This window comes from Acinetobacter sp. CIP 51.11 (genome assembly GCF_000369665.1).
GTDB classification, from domain to species: domain Bacteria; phylum Pseudomonadota; class Gammaproteobacteria; order Pseudomonadales; family Moraxellaceae; genus Acinetobacter; species Acinetobacter lwoffii_S.
The window spans coordinates 1,553,183-1,578,669 of sequence record NZ_KB850129.1 but is presented as its reverse complement, the minus strand read 5'-3'; the positions used below and the strand labels follow the sequence as shown (position 1 = coordinate 1,578,669).

Here is a 25,487-nt window from a genome sequence, read left to right as displayed (position 1 = left end):
GGCATTATACGCAGAATGACCCCTAAAGTCCAACGGCTTTGCAGCGAAAGTATGAGATAAATGGCTTGCTTTTTGCATGGAAGTCTGTTTTGTAAGCAATGTGAAAAAATGTAAGCAATTAATAATTGTCAGACAAATCAAATCTTAATTTTTATCAAATCTACTAATATAGCTTAGTCGATATAACAATAGGAACAAGACAAATGGCTACAGCACCTAAATCTACTACATCTAAAAAAATCACTCCGAGCGTGGTAACTGAAACTGCCGAGAAACTTGAAAAAGTAGCAGTCGAGGCTAAAGATCAGGCAATTGGAACCATCGAGGAAAGTAAGGAAAAGCTTGAAGTTGAAGCCAAGCAGTTAAGCGACACTGTGCAGGAACAATTGCGTCAATTTAAGCAGGAGGTGTTACAGCGTATTGATACTTTGAAGGAGCAGATTTTCGGTTCGCAGAAAGAATTAACTGAACTGAAAAGCTTTATCAAGACAGAATTCAACGCTGTCGTCGAAGACTTATCTAATCTGGGTAAAGAGTTGAAAGAGGATGTCAGTCAGATTTCGACCAAGCATAAGGAACATCTGACCGATACTTTTAAACGTTCTAAGGACAGTACCATTGAAGTACTGAAAAAAGTCAAACCCGTGATGAAAACAGAGAGCTCGGACAAAAGTCCTGAGCTGAAAAGTTAGGCTGCGCTGAAAGGCCGCTATTTAAAAAGGAGAACAATCAAATGTTCTCCTTTGTCTTTATGCAGCAAAACGGACTCACAATAACAATTAAAGGGGGTCACGATGCAACAGCATTTTGTAGGTGTACTTATTTTACTGATATTGATCATGCTACTGAATCTGGAAAGCGGATTGGGGCGCATACTTTATCTGGGTGTAATCGTATTATGTCTGGGAGTACTGGGACTGGTGTTTGGGACCATTCTTCTGATGATCATTACTTTTGCTTTTATTCTTTATGCTGCTGTGAAATCCATTCAGGAACAGCATCATCTGCATCATTAAAATATGGACGTTGAAAACGATAAAAAATCTAAAATAATGATACAGAGGATCAATCATTGTTGAGCGATAAACAAAAACGTGAGACTTTAAGTCTCACGTTTTATTCGCCTGTTACACTTTAAATAGCTGATGCACAGCGTCAATCTATTTAAAACACATGCAACCAGTCACGTTTATTATGAAAATCTGCCTGAGGACTACTATGCTGCATGGCATAGTATTGATCACCTTGCGAGGTTTTTAAAACAGCAGATAAACCCAGGAACAAGTTTTCCCATTTCAGTTTATGTGTTGCCATAAAATCAGTCAGATCCACACTGACATTAAGACCATAATGCGTGCGTTTGAGCTGATTCAGCTCAATATCATCCGCAGCTTGCGGTGGCATATCTTCAGGATAACGGTATTCTTCGAATTGATAAGCCTGCCAGGCCTGAGAAGGGGAAAGATTAATCTCACGATAAAAATCTTGGCCCTGAACCCCAATAAAAATTTCAAAGCAGGTCTGTTCCCACAGGAAATCCTGACGGGGATGTGCCGTCACCATATCGGGCCACAAGATGTACTGATTGGGATCACGGATCCAGAAGCCCACATTTAAATTGTATGGGCCTTGCTGTTCGATGGCGGCAACCAGAGAGATGGCCTGAAAACGGCGATCAAATGCGCTAAGCTCGTAACTTGCCATAAGTCCTGTACTTAGTTAGACAAATGAGCGAAACGGACAAGGTTGGACAATTTTTGGTTTTGTTTCGCAGCTTTCTTGTAAAGCAGTGCAATTTTACCAATAGTTTGAACCACTTCAGCACCAGTCGCTTCTGAAATTTCAGCAATCAGTGCTGCACGCGCTTCACGATCTTCAGCTACGATTTTCACTTTAATCAGTTCGTGATCGTTTAAAGCACGCGCCAATTCTTCGATGACATTTTCAGTCAGGCCTTTGTCACCCAGCATAACGACCGGGTTTAAAGCATGTCCGATTTGACGTAAACGCTTACGTTCCTGAATAGATAAAGACGCCATGAGAGATAACCTGAATTTTAAAACGGCTTAGTATAGCAAAAGCAAAAAACAAACGCTTTAAATTCTCAGGAAATAATCATTTCCAATATCTCTTCATAATGAGCAAAACTCCTCGATTTAGATACACATGTATACTGCAAAATATGTCTTTTTCACGTACAATTAATAATTAGACGTTTTTTTATTTAGAGAGTTATGGCTACACGCATTACCAACCAAAAGTTATCTAAAAGTAGTCGTGATTGGATGAGAGAGCATTTAGACGATCCTTATGTGAGAAAGGCACAAAAGGACGGCTATCGTGCGCGTGCAGCATATAAGCTCTTAGAAATGCAAGAAAAGTACAAGATCATCAAACCCGGCATGACCGTGGTCGACTTGGGTGCAGCTCCCGGGAGTTGGTCACAAATCGCCGGTAAGTTGGTCGGCGACAAAGGTTTATTGATTGCATCTGACATTTTACCAATGGATGCATTACCTGATGTGACTTTCTTGCAAGGTGACTTTCGCGAAGAAGAAGTCTTCCAGCAATTGTTAGAAATTTTAGATGGTCGTACTGTAGACGTTGTAATTTCAGATATGGCCCCCAATACATCAGGTAATAAGGCTGTAGATCAACCGCGTCAGATTTACTTGTGTGAACTTGCACTGGATTTTGCCAACAAGGTGCTAGGCCCTAAAGGTCAATTTGTGGTAAAAGTTTTCCAAGGTTCAGGTTTTGACGAATTCCGTAAGCAAGTGGTTGATAGTTTTGATGTTCTGAAAACATCTAAACCTTTGGCATCACGTGCTCGCTCCAAGGAAGTTTTCCTGATCGGGCAGGGACGTAAGAAGGCTTTAAAATAAGTCTACTTGCCAAGTCGTTAAAAATTGTGCATTTTGTACGTTTTCAGATAATTGTAAGTTGATTTACAGCTTAAGTATTAAGGTCACCCTGAACAGGGCATGATCAAATTAGATTGGAATGGGAATAAAGCTTTGAGCGATCTTTTTAAGAATGCCGTATTGTGGCTCGTGATACTGGGTGTGCTGGTGTTAATCTTCAGCAACGTCAGTGACCGCAATCAACCGACTACAATGAACTACTCAGAGTTTGTTGCCGCGGTCAATGCTGGCCAAATTAAACAAGTTGTGATTGACGGCGAAAGAATCCGTGGCGAAAAATCGAACGGTTCAGAGTTTGAAAGTATCCGTCCGGCAGTTCAGGATCCTGAACTGATGCCAAGCCTGATTAAAAATAATGTTGTGGTTGAAGGTGAAGCACCACAACGTCAAGGCTTGCTCATGCAGTTGCTTATTGCAAGTTTCCCTGTACTTTTAATCATTTTGTTATTCATGTTCTTTATGCGCAACATGGGTGGCGGTGCAGGTGGTAAAAACGGCCCAATGAGTTTTGGTAAATCTAAAGCCAAAATGCTGTCTGAAGACCAGATTAAAGTCACTTTCACCGATGTTGCCGGTTGTGACGAAGCTAAGCAAGAAGTCGTTGAAATCGTAGATTTCCTGAAAGATCCAACCAAATTTAAACGTCTGGGTGCAAGTATTCCACGCGGTGTGTTAATGGTCGGTCCTCCAGGTACGGGTAAAACCTTACTTGCCAAAGCCATTGCCGGTGAAGCGAAAGTTCCATTCTTTAGTATTTCAGGTTCTGACTTCGTTGAGATGTTTGTCGGTGTTGGTGCATCCCGTGTTCGTGACATGTTCGAACAGGCGAAACGTCATGCACCATGTATCATCTTTATTGATGAGATTGATGCAGTCGGTCGTCATCGTGGTTCAGGTACTGGTGGTGGTCACGATGAACGTGAACAGACACTGAACCAGATGCTGGTTGAAATGGACGGCTTTGAGGGCAATGAAGGCATTATCGTGATTGCTGCAACCAACCGTGCAGATGTACTGGATAAAGCACTTCTTCGTCCAGGCCGTTTTGACCGTCAAGTTGTGGTTGGTTTGCCAGACATTAAAGGTCGTGAACAAATCCTGAATGTACATTTGAAAAAGTTGCCTTCAGTGACAGGTGTGGATGTTAAAGTTCTTGCACGTGGTACACCGGGCTTCTCGGGTGCGCAATTAGCAAACCTGGTGAATGAAGCTGCTTTATTTGCTGCACGCCGTAACAAAAACACCGTCGATATGCATGACTTTGAAGATGCAAAAGACAAGCTGTATATGGGTCCTGAGCGTAAATCGATGGTACTTCGTGATGAAGAGCGTCGTGCGACGGCTTATCATGAAGCAGGGCATGCGATTGTTGCTGAAAGCTTGCCAGGTACAGATCCTGTGCATAAGGTGACAATCATGCCACGTGGCTGGGCTTTAGGTGTTACCTGGCAGCTGCCTGAATTTGACCAGACCAGCCATTATAAAGACAAAATGTTGAATGAACTTTCGATCTTGTTTGGTGGCCGTATTGCTGAAGAAGTCTTCATTAACCAGATGTCGACCGGCGCTTCAAATGACTTCGAACGTGCAACCAAAATGGCACGTGCAATGGTGACCAAATATGGTATGTCGGACAAACTCGGTGTCATGGTCTATGAAGAAGATGCACAGCAATCTTTCATGGGCAGTATTGGTAGCCGCAGTATTTCGGAAACCACACAACTAGAAGTCGATCGTGAAATTCGTCGAATTCTAGATGAGCAATATAAAATCGCACGCGATATCTTGGAAAGCAAAAAAGATATTGCCCATGCGATGGTGAAAGCCTTGATGGAATGGGAAACCATTGATCGTGATCAAATCCGTGACATCATGGAAGGTCGTGAGCCTCAGCCACCAAAAGTCTATGTTGCAGATAATCCTGTGATTGATGTAACGCCAGATGATGGTCCGTTGACTCCTCCGCCATTGCCAGCGAACTAAGCTCAATAAAAAAACCACCTTCGGGTGGTTTTTTTATGCTTGTCATTTTTGTCATATCTTTTTGAGTGTTATATTGAGCGATTAAAAATGAATAAGAAAAACAAAAATGAATATGCCTGTTCTGGAATCCAGTGTTTACCAGCTTCGTCTTGAACCGTTGAGCTGGGAACATTTTTCTGATTTAGTGGTTGCATGCGCTGAAGAAAATTTAGGTAAGATTTTATATAATTCGGTGCCTTATCTGCATAACTTAAAAAAATATTTTTCTCAAGCTTTCGAACAACAGGCTCAAGGTGAAAGAATGGTTTTTGCCGTAATTGATTTAAACTCCGGCCAAGCAATTGGAACCACCAGTTATCATGATATTAAAGCGGAAATTCCACGTTTTGAAATTGGTTATACCTGGTATGCCAAGCGCTATCACAGAGCTTATGTAAATCGCGTTTGTAAATATCTTTTGTTAAGACATGCTTTTGAAAATTTAAATGCTCAGGTGGTCGGCTTTCGAACTGATCATTTGAATCTTCCCAGCCAAAAAGCGATTGAGGCATTAGGTGCCAAACGAGATGGCATTATCAGGTGTCATATGCTACGTAAAGATGGACAGACTATTCGAGATAGCTATATCTATAGTATTTTAGAAAGTGAATGGGCAGATGTGAAAGCATTATTACAAACTAAACTGATGCAATATTCCCAAAACAATTACTTCGAAATCTAGGTCCTAGCCTTATTCCACTTTGCTTTATTCAGCGATCCATAAGACAATATCGGGGTTATTTTGAGTGAGTATTGAATCATGCAGCTGATGCCTTTGTTACCACATGTATGGACATTTGGTGATTTAAAATTGGACTTATCCCAGCCGCATGTGATGGGGATTCTCAATGTCACCCCAGACTCTTTTAGTGATGGTGGTCGGCATAATCACAAAGAAGATGCAGTCGCACGTGCGCTTGAAATGATCGCTGAAGGCGCGACCGTGATTGATATTGGCGGTGAATCGACCCGTCCAGGTGCCGCAGTGGTAGAAGTGGAAGAAGAAATTCGCCGCGTAGTGCCTGTGGTGGAAGAACTGGCTAAACATAAGGTCATTCTCTCGATTGATACGTCGCAACCTGAAGTCATACGCGCAGCGGTTCGGGCCGGAGCACATATCTGGAATGATGTCCGTGCTTTGACTCGGCCGAATGCATTGCAGACCGCAGCAGAACTCAATATTCCAGTGATCATCATGCATATGCGCGGTGAGCCGACCACCATGAACAATCTGGATCAATATGAGGATGTCACTAAAGATGTGATACGCGAGTTATCCCAACGTGTTCAGGATGCTTTAGATGTTGGAGTAAAAGCGGAAAATATCATGATTGATCCAGGTTTTGGTTTCGCTAAAAATGCCCAGCAAAATTTAAAGCTGTTGCAAGAGTTTTATAAATTGACAGAAATGGGCTATCCGATTTTGTCTGCTTTATCACGTAAACGCTTTATCGGAGCAGTTTTGGATGGGGCAGAACCGCAAGAGCGTGCAGTGGGTTCAGCAACAGCGCATTTGTTGAGTATTCAGCAGGGTGCATGTATGGTACGGGCACATGATGTTAAAGTCACAGCCGATGCGATTAAAGTCTGGCAAGCTATGCAAATGGTTTAAAAATCGAGGCTGGGAAATCCCTACATTGGCAATGTTGTTTGGCTTTTAAGCAACAATATGCTATATAGGCACGCTTAGATTAGATAGTCATCCTTTAGAGTGCCTGTAATGTTTGCAGATTTACTTCTCCCCATGTTCGATGATGAGTATTATCCCGATATTCTGGTTGCTGAAATCAAGCAGCACATCGAACGTTTTGCCCAAAAAGTCGCTAAATCAGGTTTGTCAGATCAAGAAATTTACCAGCTTGCCAATCTGACTGTGGCTGATATCAATATCATGAAACCTCAGTTCGAAGATCTGGATTCGTCTCTGGATGATACTGCCGCGGATTATATTGCCGAAGCCATGATGATGGTGGTGCAAGAGCACGGCCTGTTCGAGATTGAAATGGAAGAACTGATTACCAATCGTGAATGGTGATTTAAGAAAACCCTGCAGATGCAGGGTTTTTTATTGTCTGTTGAAATAATCTTTAAAGCTATTAAAGCGAATTGAGCCGAGTAATTGTTGCTCTTCATTCATGCATTGCTGATAAAGGTTTTGGTAATAAACCTGCAGATTCGATTGACCTTGAATCTGTTGTGGTGTTTTTGATTTGGATTGTTGATAAGCCCAAAAAGCCAGTTGTCGGAGTTTCTGCAACCTGATCTGGTCAATCGCACTACAGGAACTTTTAAATAAAGGTTCCAGGAAGACCACCCCAAAGGAAGAAATCGCTAAAATGATCATACTAATGATGACCAGTACATCCGAATGAATCAGATAAAGGTTGAGCAATAAGCTCAGAAAAATTGGAATTTGCAGATAGAGACAGTTTTGCAAACGCTGACTATAGGCTTTGGAACTAAATTGCGCCTGATATTGTGCATGCCAGATATAAGGATAAAGCAGTGCCATCAGCACAATTAAGGTGACATTAAAGGCAATCGTGGCATTCTTGAAAAAATAATATTCCAGAAATACGGAGCTGAGACTACAGGCTACACAGACCAGAAGGGACAGTAAATTAATCGCGATAACAAACTGGATATTTTGCAAGGCATTAAATTTAAAGCGGCTATAACGCAGCTTAAGGAAAAAAGCGTCTGGATGACGTAATTGTAATGTAGCGAGATCAAAGTGTTTTAATTCTGACATGGGGATTTCGCGCTAAAAGAATAAAATTCAGGCACAAAAAAACCAGCCTAATGCTGGATTTTTTATTGCACCATTTTAATAAATATTAAAATGGTGCCCGAGGCCAGACTCGAACTGGCACGCTTTGTGGGCGGGGGATTTTAAATCCCCTGTGTCTACCGATTTCACCACTCGGGCATGTGCGCAATAATAGAGGACGAAATAAAGCTTGGCAAGCAAATTCCGAAATGATTGCTTTCTTTTCAAGCAATTCCGTGGCTTCTATTCTAAAAATCAGCAAATCAACGTTTTTTAAAATTCAATATTTGCAGATCTTTAAGATGGCCAATGAAAAAGGATAGAGAGAACTATGAATTTTCATCCAGATAGCTGTCGATATCTAGATGCTTGATCGTTTTACAATATTGATGCTCATATTTCAGCAGCCGCGTATATAACCCGGCATAGTGATTTAATTGCTGTTTTAGTTCGGCATACCGAGGATCATGGCTTGAATAAAAACGTAATTTTAGTCGGATCAGGCAGGTTTGTTTATAAGCCCAAAAACAAATTTTACGTAATTGTTGTAGCTGATAGTGCTCAGTATTTTTACTATTTTCCTTGAATAAATTTTCTCGATAAAAGCGCACAAAACCAAAGCTCACGCCAAAGAAGAATAAGCTCCACATCAGCAAACTGCTTTGTATAAAGACCAGATTTAAGGCTTGCATCAGAATCACAATAGCCATCTTGATCGGGGTATGCCGTAATAATTGATACAGCGAATAAGAAGAATGCTGAATCTGGTACAGAATCAAGGTGAGACTCAACATCAGGAACAGTAGAATGGCCAACATGGCATAACTCTGCGCCTGAAATTCGCTGATTTGCACAAAAGATTGCTGTACGAAATCTCCTAACATCAAACTGATGGGAACAAAAATCATGGCGGCCAAGGCCCAAGGAATTAAAAGCTTGGCTTTACCCCAGATTCCACGGATTTTAATCTGACTGTAAAACAGGTAATTTCCTTTAAATGCAGTCGGATATTGGCGCTTAAGTTGCTGCAGCAACAAAGTCACTTGCGTAGTGGGCATCATCCAGAGATTAATTTAATATATAGATGAAGCACTATAGTCGATTTTGCGCAAAATCGCAGAAGAAATGCAGTTTCAGGTCGCAGCGCTGTTTTAATCGTGAAGATTTTGATTTTTTAGCGTCGAATTATGCGAAAATAGCCGATTCAAGATTTATTTTTTTAAGGACAGTTTATGACTGATCAATCTCCTCAGGCGTTAAGCGACATCGAAATTTTAGACATCCTGCAAAGTATGAAAAAGGATGAGCTAAATACTGAGGCGCAAGCAGCAATTCGTCAGGGTGGTAAAGCTGGTCGTCAGGAAGCGCATAAAGCAGCCTTAGTAGCATTGAATCAGTCATTTGAAGACAAGTTTGTCGAAGCCGTATCTTTGGCTTTGGGTCTAAATGCAGCACAAATCAAAAAAATCCGTTATAAAAAAGACCGGATCCGTATTTTAAAAGCGCGCGGTATTGATTATATGGCAATTGATGGTGCTGAAACTGCACAGGTACTGTCACAAATTGCCCAAGCAATTGTGCGTGAAGATGCAATTGTCACCCATGACCTGCATAATATTTTCCCATTCTGGAAAGAAGGCTGGCCTATGGTGCAATTCGATAATGCCTACAAAATTTTAGAAGATGATATCCAGATTCACTATCAAGCCGTTCTTGAGGCTTTATTAGCAAAAATCTAAGCTGTAACTAGATATAAACAAAAGCATCTTCGGGTGCTTTTTTTAATCACGATACATCAGTGCAATCAGCCAACTGATGGGCAAAATAAATAAACGCCACCAGGTAATCAAGGGCCAATAAAAATACTCTCCAAATCTCAAGGTGGAGTCGAATCCTTGACGGCGACGTTCATGTGGGTAGGGAATAATGAAAACCGTTAAAGCCATCAGAATGATGGCTGCGAGTAAAAGCAGGGGATTCTGTTGTTTGGCAAAGAAGAAGTAAAACAAATACAAGGCTGAATAAAAAAACAGACATGCCAATAATGCAGAAATATTCATCACTCACCTTATGATTTTTTTATTAGAATAATTTTTACTATTTCTTAGAAGGAAGAACCAGACTAATCTGATTCTTCTTGAATAACTGAATTGGTTTCGATCAAGCGGGTCACCAGTAACTGGTCAATTTTAAAATGATCGACGTCAACCACTTCAAACTTATAAGCACCAAATATCACTGCATCTGCAGGACGTGGAATCTTGCGTAATTTATACATCATGAAGCCAGCGATGGTTTCATAATTTTCATCATCAGGCATTTCATCAATTTCAAGCGCATGCTTGATGTCTTCAATCGGCGTGCTGCCTTCAATCAGCCAGGAATTATTGTCACGTTTAATAATTTGCTGATCGGCTTCAATAGGCGTCACCCAGTCACCCATCACGGTAATCATAATATCGGAAAGGGTAATTACCCCAACGACCAGCGCATATTCATTAATGACGACGGCAAACTTTTCCTTGGTAGAACGGAAACGGTCCAGAACTTCCGATAAGGTCAAAGTATCCGGAATGGTCAAGACATTACGGATGGTATTTTCGTTTAGCTGCAACAGTGACTGGTTGTTCAGAATACGCACCAGAATGTCTTTGGCATCGACATAGCCAATCACACTGTCGATGTCATTACTACACACCAGAAACTTGGAATAGGGATATTCCGCCAGCTTTTGCCGAATACTTTCTTCCGGTTCATTCAAGGTGAAAAACACCACATTTTCGCGTGTGGTCATACTCGAAGGCACGTTACGCTCTTCCAGCTCGAATACGTTTTCAATGAAATGGTGTTCCTGCTTCTGGAGTACACCGGCCTGTGCACCCGCATCCATCACTGCAGAAATATCATCAAAAGTAATATTGTCATCACGAATAGTATTTACTTTAAACAGACGGAACAGCATGTTGGCAATCGCATTGATAAACCAAGCCAAAGGTTTGCAGACTTTAATGAAAATCTGAATTGGCTCGATGACTGAGACTGCGATCTTTTCTGGCGCAATCATGGCCAGACGTTTCGGCATCAGGTCTGCAAATAAAATAAATAATGAAGTGACGACCGTAAAGGAAAGCGCAAAGCTGATATTGTCAGCCCAAGGTCCTTGGTAAAAGCGGGAAACAAAATTATAAATATAAGGACGGAAGGCACCTTCACCTAAAATACCACCAAGAATGGCAACTGCATTTAAACCAATTTGGGAGGCTGCAAAGAAGTCTGCAGAATTTTCTTGTAGATCTAAAACTTTTTGAGCGCGATGATCACCCGACTCAGCCAGAATTTTAAGTTTGACTTTACGGGCACCAGCGAGGGCAATTTCAGTTAAAGATAAAAAACCGGCCCCCGTGATGAGTATTAAGATAATCACAATATTTTGTAAGAGGCTCACAAATCCACCTGTGGATGAATAGTATCTTGGGATATTTTTAACACAAAAAAAGACTTGAGGTGTAACAATGACATCTCAAGTCTTCGAAGTATAATCTTAAAAAATAAGAATTTAGAAGACTTTGAGTTTAATAATGTGAAAATTGAGAATTATTGCTCAGGAATTCACGGTTTTCTTCTTCAATCATCTGGCGGGCGACATATAAAATCAGCTGACGTAACCAGCGATGCGCCGGATGATGATGCAATAAAGGACACCATGCCATTTTCAATTCAAATTCAGGAATATAAAACGGCGGATCTTTGAGAATTAAATTGTGATTCTTGGCTTGCAAACGTGCAATGCGTGAAGGCAGTGTTGCGACCAGATCGACATTGGCAGCCAATAATCCCGGCATTTGATAGTGACGGGTAAAGACTGAGATTTTACGTTTCTGGCCAATACGTTCTAAAGCCTGATCGATCCAGCCTAAACCGGCCTGTTTTTCAGGATTTACCCCGAAGCCAACACCCATACCGGTTTTGGAAACCCAGATATGCTGTGCATCCAGGTAACTTTTAAGGTTTAAGTTGCTTGCGGCAGGATGCTTGTTATTTAAAAGGCAAGAAAAGCTGTCACGCCAGACCAAAACCTGATGAAAACTTTGCGGGATTTCATTAAAACGGTTGATTGCCAGATCGACCTTGCCTTGTTCCATGTCACGATATGACACGTCACTTGGCGTCAGGAAGTCTAATACCACGTTCGGTGCTTCTGAACGTAGGGCTTTAACCAGACGTGGAACCAACGTGGCTTCTGCATAATCCGAGGTCATGATCCGGAAGACACGATTTGAGGTATATGGACGGAACTCGGTACGTGGTTCCAGGATCATCGACAGATCAGCGAGCGCATCTCGAATGCGGGGCTGCAATTCTAAGGCACGTTCAGTGGGTGTCATGCCTTCAGAAGAACGAATCAGGAGGGGATCATTAAATAAATTGCGTAATCGGCGTAAGATGTTACTCATGGCAGGCTGGGTAACGCCCAGTTGTTCTGCTGCACGTGTGACATTTTTTTCGCGAAGAAGTACATCAAGATAAATTAATAGATTGAGATCGACCCGCTCCAGATTCATAAAAGAAATACCGAGAATAAATACAAGAAATTATGAAGATTATGCCATAATTGCCGGGCCTTGTGTAAAGCGTCGATGAAAAAAAGCCATGTGCTCACTGATAAAGTTTACAAAATTAACACAGGCTTAAGCTCCATTATTCAAAGTGTACATAAGAGAAAAGATGCACGTTAAATAGAATATCATTTAGCCTTTTTATAGAGGGAAATGAAAACCATCTTTTCGCTTTAAAAGAACATGAGAAAGGCTGTTCTTACGTTCAGTATTTGAGTGAAAAGTACACTAAATCGAGAATTCATCAAGTTGAATAAATCATCAAAGATCAGTATTTTTTAAAGATAAAAGGGCATAAACCCCATATCCAGACTTAAGTCTAATGAATTATTTTTAAGCAACATGTGGAAATTTTATCCATTTTTATTTTTAAATAAATATATATAAAACATAATCTTAATATAATCTATCAAGATTGTACTAAGACTTTGATCTACTCATTTTTTAAATAAATACTGAAGATTCTTGCAGACTATTGGATTAATTTTCATAAGCCAACTAATCTTTAGCTATCCCAACGGATCGTCGAAAATCTGAACAAGTCATTGAGGGTGTGATTTGAGCGGTTCGTTGCAGAAAAATCCTAATATTATTACAGGAATATATCATGACTACATACCAAACAGCGATTGATGCAATCCGCGAATTAAAAGCGAAATTCGGTAACACTTGGGCAGACATCAGTCCTGAAGATGCTGCGCGTATGCAACTTCAAAACCGTTTCAAAACTGGTTTAGACATTGCGAAATATACAGCGGCAATTATGCGTCGTGATATGGCTGCTTATGATGCAGACTCTAGCAAATACACTCAATCACTAGGTTGCTGGCACGGTTTCATCGCGCAACAAAAAATGATTGCGAACAAAAAATACTTCGGTACAACTGAACGTCGCTACATCTACCTTTCTGGTTGGATGGTTGCAGCGCTTCGTTCAGAATTCGGTCCACTTCCTGACCAATCTATGCACGAAAAAACGTCTGTTCCTGCATTGATCGAAGAAATCTACACATTCTTACGTCAAGCTGACGCGAAAGAATTAAACGACTTGTTCCGTGCACTTAAAAAAGCACAAGAAGCGGGCGACACTGCTAAAGCAGCTGAAATCACTTCACAAATCGACAACTTCCAAACTCACGTTGTGCCAATTATTGCGGACATCGACGCTGGTTTCGGTAACGAAGAAGCGACTTACTTACTTGCTAAGAAAATGATCGAAGCGGGTGCTTGTGCACTACAAATCGAAAACCAGGTTTCTGATGCGAAACAATGTGGTCACCAAGCTGGTAAAGTAACAGTTCCACACGAAGACTTCATCGCGAAAATCCACGCTCTTCGCTATGCATTCCTGGAAATGGGTCTTGACGACGGTATCATCGTTGCACGTACTGACTCTGAAGGCGCTGACTTGACTCAAAAAATCCCAGTGGTTAAAGAGCCAGGCGACATCGCTTCTCAATACATTAGCTACTTAGACACAACTGAAATCGACATTTCAGAAGCTCAAGAAGACGAAATCCTGATCAAGCGTGATGGTAAACTTCACCGTCCTAAACGTCTTGCTTCTGGTCTATACCAGTTCCGTGAAGGCACTCAAATCGACCGCGTTGTACTTGACTGTGTAACTAGCCTACAAAACGGTGCTGACCTTCTTTGGATCGAAACTGCGACTCCAAACGTTGCTGAAATTGCTCACATGGTTAACCGTGTACGTGAAACAGTTCCAAATGCGAAACTTGTTTATAACAACTCGCCTTCGTTCAACTGGACTTTAAACTTCCGTCAACAAGCGTATGACCGTTGGGTTGCTGAAGGTAAAGACGTTTCTGCTTACGACCGTGCTAAGTTAATGAGCGCTGAGTACGATGCAACTGAACTGGCTGCTGAAGCTGACGAAAAAGTTCGTACATTCCAAGCTGATGCTGCTCGTGAAGCGGGTGTGTTCCATCACTTGATCACACTTCCGACTTACCACACAGCTGCGCTTTCTACTCATGAGCTTGCTCAAGGTTACTTCGGTACTGAAGGTATGTTGGCTTATGTTGCTGGCGTACAACGTAAAGAAATCCGCGGCGGTATCGCATGTGTTAAACACCAAGCAATGGCTGGTTCTGACATCGGTGATGACCACAAAGAAATCTTCGCTGGTGACAATGCATTGAAAGCTGGTGATGATTCTAAAAACACAATGAACCAGTTCAGCGCTTAATCCGCTTAATTGATTCACCAAAAAACCCTGCATCTGCAGGGTTTTTTGTTTGGAAAAATGCTATTAATAAATAGGGAAGAGCAATCTCAAGAACGTGCTCAAGAGGGATAATCCATAATTTCTCCATGATTGGTTTTTATCGCAGCTTTTATGTGTTTAATTCTTGCATTCTAGTGCTATGTCACTGAATATTTGGATATAGCATGCTTATGTTCTGCATCAATTTACCCCTATTTAATTAAAAGTGACCCGGACTTATGCTGTCTAAATTTTTTATCCACCGCCCGATCTTTGCTGGGGTACTGGCGATTGTTGTCATGGCAATCGGCCTGTTCGCAGTGATGAACCTGCCAGTGGAACGTTATCCGGACATTGCCCCGCCAAGGATAACGGTGGCAGCAACTTATAGCGGCGCTTCTGCGGAAACTGTGGAAGAAAGCGTGACTCAAGTGCTGGAACAGCAAATCAAAGGCATTGATCATCTGCTGTATTTCAGTTCGAGTAGTGATTCTTCAGGACGCAGCCGGGTCAGCATTAGCTTTGAGAATGGTACCGATCCGGATACTGCACAGGTGCAGGTACAAAATGCGATTAATGGGGTACTAAACCGATTACCGGAAGATGTACAACGCCAAGGTGTCAATGTCTTTAAATCGCTCGGTGATACCCATATGGTAATTAGCCTGTATGATGAGTCGGGGCGCAGCAACAATATTGAACTTTCCGACTATCTGATGACCCATCTGGAACAGGACATTTCCCGGATTGAAGGCATTGGTGAGGTGGATGTTTTTGGTTCACAATATGCGATGCGGATCTGGCTGAATCCGGCAAAATTAAAACAATATAACCTGATGCCAAGTGATGTGCGTGCTGCGATTGAAGCCCAGAATACTCAGGTCGCTGCTGGTGCGATTGGTGATCTTCCAGCCATAGACGAGCAATACCTGAATGCCAAAGTTACTTCAGGTTCACGGCTAAAAACCGTGGAAGAATTCCAGAATATTATTGTCAAATCGGATCGTGCCGGCAGCTTTATTTATTTGAAAGATATTGCGCGGGTGGAACTGGGTGCTGAAAATTATCAATCTTATAGTACCAATAATGGTTATCCATCAGCAGGTCTGGGTATTTCACTGGCCTCAGGGGCCAATGCCATTGCCACCTCTAATCTGATTAAGGCTGAAATTGCCCATATTTCCCAGCAATTGCCTGAAGGCTATAAAATTGCTTACCCACGTGACAATACGCCTTTTGTACAAGAATCAATTAAAGAAGTGATCAAAACCCTGATCGAAGCCGTGATCTTGGTCATCATTGTGATGTTCATTTTCTTGCAGAACTGGCGTGCCACTTTGATTCCTACCGTGACTGTTCCAGTGGTGATTTTGGGTACTATGGCGGTGCTGTATGCACTGGGTATGAGTATCAACACCTTAACCTTATTTGCGCTGGTTCTGGCGATCGGCCTGTTGGTGGATGATGCGATTGTTGTGGTGGAAAACGTCGAACGGTTGATGCATGAAAAGCAACTGTCTGCCAAGGACGCGGCCCTGGAATCCATGCAGGAAATTAGTGGAGCACTGATCGGGATTACTTTGGTTTTGACCGCAGTCTTTATTCCGATGGCTTTCTTTGGTGGTTCGACTGGCGTGATCTATCGCCAATTTTCTATCACTTTGGTTGCGGCCATGTCGCTGTCCTTAATGGTGGCATTGATTCTAACCCCAGCATTGTGCGCGCTTATTCTAAAACCGAATCCTAAACCGGCAAAATGGGCATCCTGGTTTAACCAGAAACTGGATCATTTAAAACATCGTTATCTGAATTTGTCTAAACTCACGGTCCAGCGTCAGGCAATCTGTTTGCTGCTGTTTGCCGGATTGATCGGTGTGTTTGCGCTGTTCTATCGTGCCTTGCCGACCAGTTTCTTACCGAGTGAGGATCAGGGGATCTTAAGCTTGCAAATCAAATTGCAGGAAGGCGCTCCGATGAAAAATACCATTCAGATCGGTGAAGAAGTCCGTAAGTATTTTTTGGATCAGGAACAAGCTAATGTCAATCTGGTGATGATCCGTTATGGGCGAAATTTCTCTGGAACTGGTCAGAACCTCGCGACCGGTTTTGTAGCGTTGAAACATTGGGATGAGCGTTCCGGTCAGGACAATACTGCACAATCGATTCGTGAACGGGCTTTGAAGCATTTCCAGAGTAATCGCAATGCACAAATTAATGTGTCCATGCCAGCTTCAGTCAATGGTCTGGGACAAACCGATGGTCTGGATTTCTGGATTCGAGATATCAATGGCAATGGCCGGCAATATCTGGAACAGCAATTTAAAGCGCTGGAAGCTCGGGCGGGCAACTATACAAGCTTTGAAAATCTGGGCAAGCGTTCTAATCCTGACAAAGCAGAACTACGTGTCAATATTGATCAAAAACAGGCCATGGCCAACGGCCTGACTCAATCGGCAATCAACAGTACTTTATCCAGTGCTTGGGGCGGCAGTTATATCAATGACTTTATTGATCGTGGTCGGATTAAACGGGTGATTATGCAGGGTGATGCTGAATTCCGCTCTAAGCCGGAAGATCTGGCACAGTGGCATGTACGAAATGACCAAAATCAGATGGTGCCTTTCAGTAACTTCTCGCAAGTGGGCTGGAGTGGTGGTCCTGAAGTGGTCAACCGCTTTATGGGGTATACCGCATTGCAAATGGAAGCCGATCGGGCCAAAGACAGCAGTTCCGGCCAGGCCATGCAAGATGTGGAAGCTTTAATTGCCGAGCAGGAAGGGGTGGATGTGGTCTGGAGCGGTCTTTCTTTCGAGGAAAAACAGTCCAATAATCAGGCGATCTGGCTGTATCTGATTTCAATTGGTTTTATTTTTCTTTGTCTGGCGGCTTTATATGAAAGCTGGAGCATTCCAACCGCCGTGATGTCAGCTATTCCACTCGGGATTGGCGGCAATATTATTTTCAGTTATCTGGCTGGTTTCCCGAATGATATCTATTTCCAGATTGCCTTGCTGACTACCATTGGTCTGTCCTGTAAGAATGCCATTCTGATTGTGGAATTTGCTTCATTAGCGCAGCAACAAGGTAAATCGGTAGTAGAAGCCGCACTAGAAGGTGCATCTTTACGTCTACGTCCAATTTTGATGACTTCTTTGGCCTTTGGCGCAGGGATTTTACCGCTGGTCTTTGCTACAGGCGCTGGTGCGGTGAGTCGTCAGGAAATTGGCGTGAGTGTATTTGGTGGTGTCATTTTTGGAACATTGCTGGTGCTGATTTTTATTCCATTTATGTATGTTTTAATTCGTCGACTCATCATCAAAAAATCGCGTGCTTAAAATAAAGGAAAACTCTAGAGCTGAAAAATCCCCGTTTATACGGGGATTTTTTTATCGCCAAAACTCGTCCAATGACTGGTTGCGTTTTCAGCATGGTGTGAAAATTGCTATAGAAATCATCTATTCATACAAGAATGCGTCGTGAGAATGCATCTGATGGGGATTTTTATTCATGTTGTCACGCTTTTTTATTTATCGACCTAAATTTGCAACTGTGATCGCCATTATCATGATGGTGTTAGGAATTTTTGCACTGCAAAAAATTCCTATTGAGCATATGCCGAATATGGATGCACCTGCGTTAGGTGTTTCTGCGGGGTATCGTGGTGCATCTGCGGAAACCGTTGAGCAATCGGTCACACAAATTTTAGAACAAGCGGTAAAAGGCATTGAAGGTTTGGAAAGCTTTCAGTCCAACAGTAGCGTGGGGCGTGCAAATCTGACCCTGTCGTTTGAGCAAGGAGTAGATCTCGATCAGGCACTGTTGCAAGTGCAAAATGCAGTCAATGGTGTGCTAAGTCGATTGCCTGAAGAAACCCAGCAAAATGGAGTGGCTGTTTATAAACAAGGTTATGATCAATTTGCATTACTGAGTTTATATGATGAATCAGGGAAGGCGACACCGACAGAGCTTGCTGACTATTTAATGGTGCATGTCGAACCGCGTTTTTCGCGTATTGACGGAATGGGTGAGGTGGAGCTTTATGGCGCAGGCTATGCGATGCGCATTTGGCTCAATCCACATAAACTACGCCAATTTAATCTGATGCCGAGTGATATTCGCAATGCAGTCGAGGCACAAAATGCACCACTTGTGTCAGGTTCTATTGGTGGATTACCGACAGCACAAGATCAATACATGAATGCCAAGGTCAGTGCAGGATCACGTTTAAGTAGCATTGATGAATTTGAAAAAATTATTGTGAAAACAACAGATTCAGGTTCAGTACTGTACTTGAAAGATGTCGCACGTGTTGAGTTAGGGGCAGAAAGTTATAACCATTTAAATTATACCAACGGTCATTTATCCGCTGCATTATCGATTCAATTGGCGCCACGGAGTAATGCGATTGCGGTTTCAGAGCAGATGCAAACGGTATTGAAAAATGCCCAAGCCAATTTGCCTGCACATTATCAATTACGTATGACCATGGACAAAACCCCATTTATTACCAGTTCAATTGAACAAGTCGCGAAAACTCTGGTTGAAGCGATGGTACTGGTGGTTTTGGTGATGTTTATCTTCCTGCAAAACTGGCGCGCTACTATTATTCCTGCAGTCACGATTCCGATTGTAGTTTTAGCCACATTTGCGGTGCTGTATGTACTGGGAATGAGCTTAAACAGTTTTACCTTGTTTGCCCTGATTTTGGCGATTGGCCTGTTGGTCGATGATGCCATTGTGGTCGTGGAAAACATTGAACGTTTGATGCATGAAGAACATTTGGATGCTCAGGCTGCAGCTTTAAAGTCAATGAAGGAAATCAGCGGTGCATTGATCGGGATTACTTTGGTCTTAACTGCTGTATTTATTCCCATGGCATTTTTTGGCAGTATGACAGGAGTCATCTATCGTCAGTTTTCCATCACGTTGGTCGTGGCAATGCTACTTTCTTTATTGGTGGCACTCATCATCACCCCTACATTTGCAGCGCAACTGCTAAAACGTCAACCACATCAACCAAAATGGGCACAGCGTTTTAATCGTGGCATGGATAAGCTCACCATACGTTACCAAAAGCTTTCTGCACGTAGCATGCAGTCTAAAATGACGATGTTGGCTGTATTTAGTATATGTGTTTTAGGCTTTGGCTGGCTTTATAAAACCTTGCCCGAAGGGCTAATGCCAACGGAAGATATGGGCTTTGTCATGGGTCAAATTGTGATGCCGGGCAATGCACCACGTTCTGAGATAGAAAAAGTAGGGCGTGAAGTCCAGGACTATTTAATGCAGCATGAATCTGAGTGCATTCAAAGCATTGGGATTTGGTATAGCGGAAACAATGTTGGGGTTGGGCCTTATCGTGGTCAGCTATTTGTCGTATTAAAGGACTGGGCAGCGCGTAAAAATCCTGAAGATACCGTCTTTGCTATTGTAGATCGTGCACAAAAGCACTTTGCCAATCATACCAATGCCCAGATTTTCTTTATGGCACCTTCTATGTCAAATAATGGACGTGTGGTCGACTTCTGGTTACAAGATCTAGATTCTCGGGGTAGCGAGTTTTTACAGCAATCCTTCTCTGAGATTGAAACTCGTGCCAAAGCAAAATCATCGATTGAATATTTACAACTTGATGTACCCAAAGATAGTGCTGAGCTGAATATTAAACTGGATATAGAACGTTTACTCAAATATGCCGTACCTCAGCAAAGTTTTAACAGTACGTTGGCTACGGCTTGGAGTGGTACCTATATCAATGACTTTATTGATCGTGGACAAATCAAACGGGTCATCATGCAAGGCGAAGCGGAGTTCCGTTCTAAACCTGAAGATTTGGCACATTGGCATGTCCGCAATAGCACAGGCGAAATGTTATCGTTTAATCAATTCACTACGCTAAATTGGCAAGGTGGACCGAATAGTATCAATCGTTATATGGGCTATAACGCCGTGCCTGTATATGCAGGTATTCCCAAAGATCAATTTTCGAGTCAAACCATGCAAGATGTCGAAGCTTTAGTTGATGAACAAGATGGAGTAAATTTGGCCTGGAGTGGAGCTGCCCTAGAAGAAAAACGCAGCAGTGGACAAGCTATTTTCTTGTATCTAATTTCGATTGCCTTTATTTTCTTATGTTTAACGGCACTCTATGAAAGCTGGACGATTCCTGCTGTGGTGTTGACCGCGATTCCTCTGGGCGTGGGAGGAAGTATTCTGTTCTGTGTCTGGTTTGGTTTTGCGAACGATATTTACTTTCATATCGCCTTGCTGACGACTATCGGTCTGTCCTGTAAAAATGCAATTTTGATTGTAGAGTTTGCTGCACAAGCAGAGCGGGCAGGTCATACTCCGTTTCAGGCCGCGATAATGGCTGCGGGCTTACGCTTGCGTCCTATTGTCATGACTTCCATTGCATTTGCAGCGGGCGTACTGCCTTTGATGTTTGCCACCGGCGTCAGTGCAATCAGCCGGCAGGAGATTGGCAGTAGTGTTTTTGGTGGGGTGCTATTTGCCACTGTCCTGGTACTGCTGTTTATTCCCTTTATGTATGTATTGATTCGTAGTCTGATGATTAAAAAAACGGTTTCTCAATCAGTGGTGATAGAGCATCCATCTTTAGAAAGTGAACAAGCCTGACTCAGTCAGGCTTTTTTCTGGCTAAATATCGAGGAATTGATTTATACAAAAAATATCGTCATATTGCAGCATGATCATTAAAATTATTCACATAAAAAATTAGGATACATAGGGATCAGGACAAACCTCTCTTGAATGCCAGACTTTTATAATGAGCTGCTTATGCCGACAATTTCAGAAAAAATCCAGCATATCCAACAACAATTGCATTCTGAAAATCACAACATTGCTGTAGGTTTACTCAGTCAGCTGAATGTCGCCGATCAGGCGCGCATTTTAAGTCGTTTAGATGCTCGGCAACAGGCCCGAATTTTAAAGGAACTGAATGAATCGAGCTTGGTCTATGCTTTTATGCCCCTAGGGCAGCAGTTAAACGTGGCACAGCACTTATCTATTTCAGAACTTGTTCCCATTCTGGACGCGATGCCTTCTGATGATTTTGTCGATATTTATAAGCAGTTTTCGCCGCCGCTACAGCTGCAATTGATGGGTGCATTATCTGAAGAGTCCCAGCAGACACTCAAAGATCTGGCCATCTATCCGGAAGGCACGGCTGGGGCCATGATGAGCTCAAGTTTTGTGACGCTCTTACCCGATTTAACCATGGATGAAGCGATACAGGCTTTACGTGTAGTGACCGCGGGGCAGGAAACCCTGTATCTGATATATATTGTCGATGCAGAAAAACGGCTGATCGGTGTGATTTCCTTAAGGCAGATCATACAGGCCTTACCTGAGCTGAGCATTGCCGAGGTGATGCAACGTGACGTCATTTCTGCTCAGGTAACAGATGATCAGGAAATTGTAGCTCGAGCCTTGGCCTACTATGATTTTATTGCTCTGCCTGTAGTTGATGCACAGCAAAAACTCTTAGGAATTGTCACCTATGACGATGCAATGGACATTGTCGAAGCCGAAACCACGGAAGATATTTTAAAGTCGGGTGCAGTAACGCCGTTGACTGAAATGAGCCTTAAAACTGCCCCGATTTTGACCCTGTATCAGAAGCGGGTCTTTTGGCTGGTCATTCTGGTTTTTGGCAGTCTGCTCTCTGGAATCGGCATTGCACACTTTGAAGAGATCATTGCCGCACATATCGTGCTGGTATTTTTCTTGCCGCTTTTGGTGGGGAGTGGCGGGAATGCCGGTTCGCAATCAGCCACCTTGATGGTGCGTGCTTTGGCCACAGGCGATGTCGAGTTCAAGGACTGGTTTAACCTGCTCAGTCGTGAATCGCTGGTGGCGCTATGTTTAGGTGGCACCATGGCGATTGCGGTATCCATTCTCGGTTATATCCGGGGAGATATCATGGTCGCTGTGGTGCTGGCCATCAGCATGCTTGGGATTGTGTTGATGGGCTGCCTGATCGGCATGAGTCTGCCTTTTATTTTAAATAAACTCAAACTTGATCCTGCCAGTGCTTCGGCGCCGTTGGTGACTTCCATCTGCGATGCTACTGGTGTGATTCTGTATTTATTTGTGGCTTCCAAATTGTTGTTTTAATTCACAAATTGATACATCAGCGTATAAAAAATACTTTATGCTCAAGAAAATCAGCATTATTTCTGGAATAACCTATGCCTGAGCCTGAACAAAAACCAAAACTAAGCCAACAAGAGGTAATACGTCTGGAACGTGATCTGGCCAAGTTTGCCAATATGATGGATTCCGTGGTGCGTATTCCATTTACCAAGCAAGGGGTGGGGGCAGACGCGGCTTTGAGTACGATTCCGGTTGCTGGAGATATTGCCGGTTTTGTACTGACCTGTTATGCCATTCATAAGGCCAAACAGATCGGGGTGCCGAGTGCCAAACTCAATCCAGTGATGAAGATGGCGGCGATCGATGCGGTAGTAGGATTTATTCCGGTGGCGGGCACGGTCTTTGATATTTTTATCCGGCCCAGTCGTAAGGCACTCGATGTCGTGCACTTGCATATTCGTGAGGAATACCAGATTAGCAGCGACCGGCATGTAGTGCACCCATTTTTGCATGAAAGTCTGGAACGTAAACAGCAGCAATCTGTATTCTGGCGCAATCCCGTGGTGGCCTGGATCTGGATTCACATCCCCGATATTTTAGGTACTTTATTCCTGATTGTATTTGTCTTCGCGATCGGATGGGGTGCTATGGCGCTATATCAATGGTTCAGCCAATGATAGGCTAGCTAAAAAATAATTAAATCCAATAAAAAAAGCCTGCAACTGCAGGCTTTTCTTAAATCAAAACTAAAGTTTTACTTAAGCACAATCTAGTTGTTGCAATGCAGCGACACGCTGTTCGATGCTTGGATGCGTCTGGAACAATGCAGCAAGGCTAAAGCCTTCTTCTTTACCCGCAGAAATCGCAAATGCTTTCATTTCTTTCGGCATGGCATCTGGCATTTCAGATTCTGCCTGTAAGCGCAGTAATGCTGAAATCATGGCTTGTTTACCTGCCAAACGTGCACCTGCTTCATCAGCACGGTATTCACGATGACGAGAGAACCACATCACAATCGACGACGCCAAGATACCGAACACGATATCCAGTACAATAGTAATCACGAAATAGGCAATACCCGGTGCTTCACCTTCTTCACGACCAAAGACATTGCGGTCAATAAAATCACCCGCGACACGTGCGAAGAACATCACGAAGGCGTTTACTACGCCTTGGATCAGTGCCAGAGTGACCATGTCACCATTGGCAACGTGACCGATTTCATGCGCCAATACAGCACGAAGTTCGTCTTTGTTCATACGCTCAAGCAAGCCGGTTGATACCGCAACGAGAGCATCGTTTTTGTTCCAGCCAGTGGCAAAGGCATTCGACTGGTAAGAAGGAAAAATACCCACTTCCGGCATTTTAATGCCCGCACGCTGAGAAAGTTGTGCAACTTCTTGGAGCAACCAGGCTTCAGCTTGGTTACGAGGTGCATTCGGGTCAATCAGTTCAGTACCCGTGGTCTTTTTCGCCATCCATTTAGACATGAACAGGGAAATCATTGAGCCGACCATACCGAACACAAAACAGATGACCAACAGGTTGCCTAGATTCAAGCCACCTGCGCCATGGTAACTACCGACACCGAAGAGTGACAAGATAATGCCAGCTACAACCAGTACCGCGAGGTTGGTTAGCAAGAACAAACCAATCCGCATCATTGAGAAATCCTCTTATTACAGAAAAATAATCTGATTATTAAATGTAAATCATTGAATTCAATATGCGGTGAAATCGAGAAGAATTCAAGGAAAAAATAGCATTTGGCTACAAAAAACACAGGATATTTTTTGTACAAACTGAAACATAGGTCTTTAAAAACAAAGCTGTTTAGGAATTATTCACTCAAATATATTTTTGCAGATGCTGACGCATTCGCGGTGGCATAAGAGCCTGCCGGTGCATCGGTGAAACTGCCATCCGCTTGAGCAATGATCTGACGCTGATACTTGGCAGCCTGAATATTGGAAGCTGTGGTGGTTCCAGTCGAATAATTGTCAGAACTGGCAATCACACGGCCAGTATCAGAAGATGCTGTATAGGCAGCACTATGATTACCTAGACCTTGAGCATATAGGTTCTGATAACGGCTGCTGACACGACGGACATAGTCCTGAGTTTCACGAAACGGTGGCACGCCCTTATATTTGGCAACATTACCTTCACCGGCATTATAGCCGGCCAGTGCCAAGGTAGTATTGCCATTAAAACGTTTCAATAACCAGGCCAGATATTTGGCACCTGCCATAATATTCTGCTGCGGGTCATAAGCATTGCTGACATTAAAACGACGGGCAGTCGCGGGCATGAGTTGCATTAAGCCCTGTGCACCGACTGGAGAGCGTGCCTGTACATTAAAACCGGATTCGGTATGCATCACAGCTTTAATCAAGCCTTCAGACACGCCATAGGTTTGTGCTGCCTGACGGATGATCGAGTCATAGGCATTTTTATTTTTACTATAGCTAGGTAACACGGAAGCTTCACTCGAACCCCAGTTACTATAACTATGAATATTGCTGTCGGGATAATAAGTTTTCTTTTCTACCTGCAGGTGATTATAGCGACTTTTCTTATTGGTCAATAAAGTACTGCCATTACTGTCGCGTAATTGATAGATCGTTTGACCAGCATAAGCAAAATGACAACAGCTTGCCAATAGCAAACCACTGATCCCATAACGCCCCAAAACATGCACATTTATTTTCATTGTTTATATTAAGTAAACACAAGCGAGAAAAATTTAATAAAGAGTTTAACAAAAAATTACGGAATGAAAAGACTTGTGCGCTGCATTTATAAACGAG

At 42.8% G+C, this 25,487-nt stretch carries 22 protein-coding genes and 1 tRNA gene; 13 read left to right on the top strand and 10 right to left on the bottom strand.

Annotated features, from left to right (window positions below; genetic code table 11):
• Positions 1-203 precede the first annotated feature (203 nt).
• On the top strand, positions 204-692 hold the full coding sequence (locus F894_RS11250; RefSeq protein ID WP_005247714.1) for a hypothetical protein: 489 nt from the start codon (positions 204-206) through the stop codon (positions 690-692).
• A 102-nt stretch (positions 693-794) separates the two neighbouring features.
• Positions 795-1,016, top strand: coding sequence for a hypothetical protein (locus F894_RS11245; RefSeq protein ID WP_004280572.1), 222 nt, complete (start codon positions 795-797; stop codon positions 1,014-1,016).
• Between the two features lie 148 nt (positions 1,017-1,164).
• Here F894_RS11245 and F894_RS11240 read toward each other — a convergent pair whose 3' ends face one another.
• Together F894_RS11240 and yhbY are read right to left on the bottom strand one after the other, a co-directional pair.
• Entirely contained in the window at positions 1,165-1,704 is a 540-nt protein-coding gene (locus F894_RS11240) for a DOMON-like domain-containing protein (protein ID WP_005247704.1), read from the bottom strand.
• Positions 1,705-1,715: 11 nt separating this feature from the next.
• Positions 1,716-2,039 (bottom strand): ribosome assembly RNA-binding protein YhbY, encoded by a 324-nt coding sequence (yhbY, locus tag F894_RS11235; RefSeq protein WP_004280569.1) that lies wholly within the window; start codon positions 2,037-2,039, stop codon positions 1,716-1,718.
• A gap of 195 nt (positions 2,040-2,234) precedes the next feature.
• Between yhbY and rlmE the strand changes: the two genes are divergently transcribed.
• The 5 genes from rlmE to F894_RS11210 all read left to right on the top strand — a co-directional run bounded on the left by rlmE (position 2,235) and on the right by F894_RS11210 (position 6,981).
• Positions 2,235-2,885 carry a 23S rRNA (uridine(2552)-2'-O)-methyltransferase RlmE gene (rlmE, locus tag F894_RS11230; protein WP_005247703.1) on the top strand — a complete coding sequence of 217 codons (651 nt, stop codon included), beginning with the start codon at positions 2,235-2,237 and terminating at the stop codon, positions 2,883-2,885.
• 132 nt (positions 2,886-3,017) lie between these two features.
• Positions 3,018-4,907, top strand: a complete 1,890-nt coding sequence (gene ftsH, locus F894_RS11225; protein ID WP_004280565.1) for an ATP-dependent zinc metalloprotease FtsH — start codon at positions 3,018-3,020, stop codon at positions 4,905-4,907.
• 106 nt (positions 4,908-5,013) lie between these two features.
• Complete coding sequence (locus tag F894_RS11220; protein WP_005247702.1) at positions 5,014-5,628, top strand: GNAT family N-acetyltransferase; 615 nt, start codon at positions 5,014-5,016, stop codon at positions 5,626-5,628.
• Between the two features lie 78 nt (positions 5,629-5,706).
• The gene (gene folP / locus F894_RS11215) at positions 5,707-6,558 is read left to right on the top strand and encodes a dihydropteroate synthase (protein WP_005247701.1); all 852 of its coding nucleotides are present in this window, start codon (positions 5,707-5,709) and stop codon (positions 6,556-6,558) included.
• Between the two features lie 108 nt (positions 6,559-6,666).
• Positions 6,667-6,981: a DUF5713 family protein gene (locus F894_RS11210; RefSeq protein WP_004280560.1), complete on the top strand. Its 315-nt coding sequence runs from the start codon at positions 6,667-6,669 to the stop codon at positions 6,979-6,981.
• Positions 6,982-7,011: 30 nt separating this feature from the next.
• Here F894_RS11210 and F894_RS11205 read toward each other — a convergent pair whose 3' ends face one another.
• From F894_RS11205 to F894_RS11195, 3 genes are all read right to left on the bottom strand, one after another.
• Positions 7,012-7,698 (bottom strand): hypothetical protein, encoded by a 687-nt coding sequence (locus F894_RS11205; RefSeq protein WP_005247700.1) that lies wholly within the window; start codon positions 7,696-7,698, stop codon positions 7,012-7,014.
• A gap of 91 nt (positions 7,699-7,789) precedes the next feature.
• Positions 7,790-7,875 (bottom strand) — tRNA-Leu (locus tag F894_RS11200).
• A gap of 170 nt (positions 7,876-8,045) precedes the next feature.
• Entirely contained in the window at positions 8,046-8,774 is a 729-nt protein-coding gene (locus F894_RS11195; RefSeq protein ID WP_005247698.1) for a hypothetical protein, read from the bottom strand.
• 174 nt (positions 8,775-8,948) lie between these two features.
• Here F894_RS11195 and F894_RS11190 point away from each other — a divergent pair, with 174 nt between their 5' ends.
• Complete coding sequence (locus F894_RS11190; protein WP_004280554.1) at positions 8,949-9,455, top strand: hypothetical protein; 507 nt, start codon at positions 8,949-8,951, stop codon at positions 9,453-9,455.
• Positions 9,456-9,497: 42 nt separating this feature from the next.
• Here the strand turns inward: F894_RS11190 and F894_RS11185 are convergent, their stop codons facing one another.
• The 3 genes from F894_RS11185 to F894_RS11175 all read right to left on the bottom strand — a co-directional run bounded on the left by F894_RS11185 (position 9,498) and on the right by F894_RS11175 (position 12,278).
• Positions 9,498-9,776, bottom strand: a complete 279-nt coding sequence (locus tag F894_RS11185; RefSeq protein ID WP_004731860.1) for a hypothetical protein — start codon at positions 9,774-9,776, stop codon at positions 9,498-9,500.
• 62 nt (positions 9,777-9,838) lie between these two features.
• Positions 9,839-11,161, bottom strand: coding sequence for a polyamine export protein PaeA (locus tag F894_RS11180; RefSeq protein ID WP_004280552.1), 1,323 nt, complete (start codon positions 11,159-11,161; stop codon positions 9,839-9,841).
• 127 nt (positions 11,162-11,288) lie between these two features.
• Positions 11,289-12,278 (bottom strand): LysR family transcriptional regulator, encoded by a 990-nt coding sequence (locus F894_RS11175; protein ID WP_004280551.1) that lies wholly within the window; start codon positions 12,276-12,278, stop codon positions 11,289-11,291.
• Between the two features lie 661 nt (positions 12,279-12,939).
• Here F894_RS11175 and F894_RS11170 point away from each other — a divergent pair.
• From F894_RS11170 to F894_RS11150, 5 genes are all read left to right on the top strand, one after another.
• Positions 12,940-14,541 (top strand): isocitrate lyase, encoded by a 1,602-nt coding sequence (locus F894_RS11170; RefSeq protein ID WP_004280550.1) that lies wholly within the window; start codon positions 12,940-12,942, stop codon positions 14,539-14,541.
• A gap of 257 nt (positions 14,542-14,798) precedes the next feature.
• Positions 14,799-17,894 (top strand): multidrug efflux RND transporter permease subunit, encoded by a 3,096-nt coding sequence (locus F894_RS11165; RefSeq protein WP_005247693.1) that lies wholly within the window; start codon positions 14,799-14,801, stop codon positions 17,892-17,894.
• A 172-nt stretch (positions 17,895-18,066) separates the two neighbouring features.
• Positions 18,067-21,195 carry an efflux RND transporter permease subunit gene (locus F894_RS11160; protein ID WP_005247692.1) on the top strand — a complete coding sequence of 1,043 codons (3,129 nt, stop codon included), beginning with the start codon at positions 18,067-18,069 and terminating at the stop codon, positions 21,193-21,195.
• Between the two features lie 162 nt (positions 21,196-21,357).
• Positions 21,358-22,698 (top strand): magnesium transporter, encoded by a 1,341-nt coding sequence (gene mgtE, locus F894_RS11155; protein WP_005247691.1) that lies wholly within the window; start codon positions 21,358-21,360, stop codon positions 22,696-22,698.
• A 74-nt stretch (positions 22,699-22,772) separates the two neighbouring features.
• On the top strand, positions 22,773-23,354 hold the full coding sequence (locus F894_RS11150; protein ID WP_005247690.1) for a DUF4112 domain-containing protein: 582 nt from the start codon (positions 22,773-22,775) through the stop codon (positions 23,352-23,354).
• Positions 23,355-23,435: 81 nt separating this feature from the next.
• On the opposite strand, the gene htpX is transcribed toward F894_RS11150, so the two are convergent.
• Complete coding sequence (gene htpX, locus F894_RS11145; protein ID WP_004280540.1) at positions 23,436-24,341, bottom strand: protease HtpX; 906 nt, start codon at positions 24,339-24,341, stop codon at positions 23,436-23,438.
• 176 nt (positions 24,342-24,517) lie between these two features.
• On the bottom strand, positions 24,518-25,390 hold the full coding sequence (locus F894_RS11140) for a lytic transglycosylase domain-containing protein (protein WP_005106351.1): 873 nt from the start codon (positions 25,388-25,390) through the stop codon (positions 24,518-24,520).
• Positions 25,391-25,487: the final 97 nt, after the last annotated feature.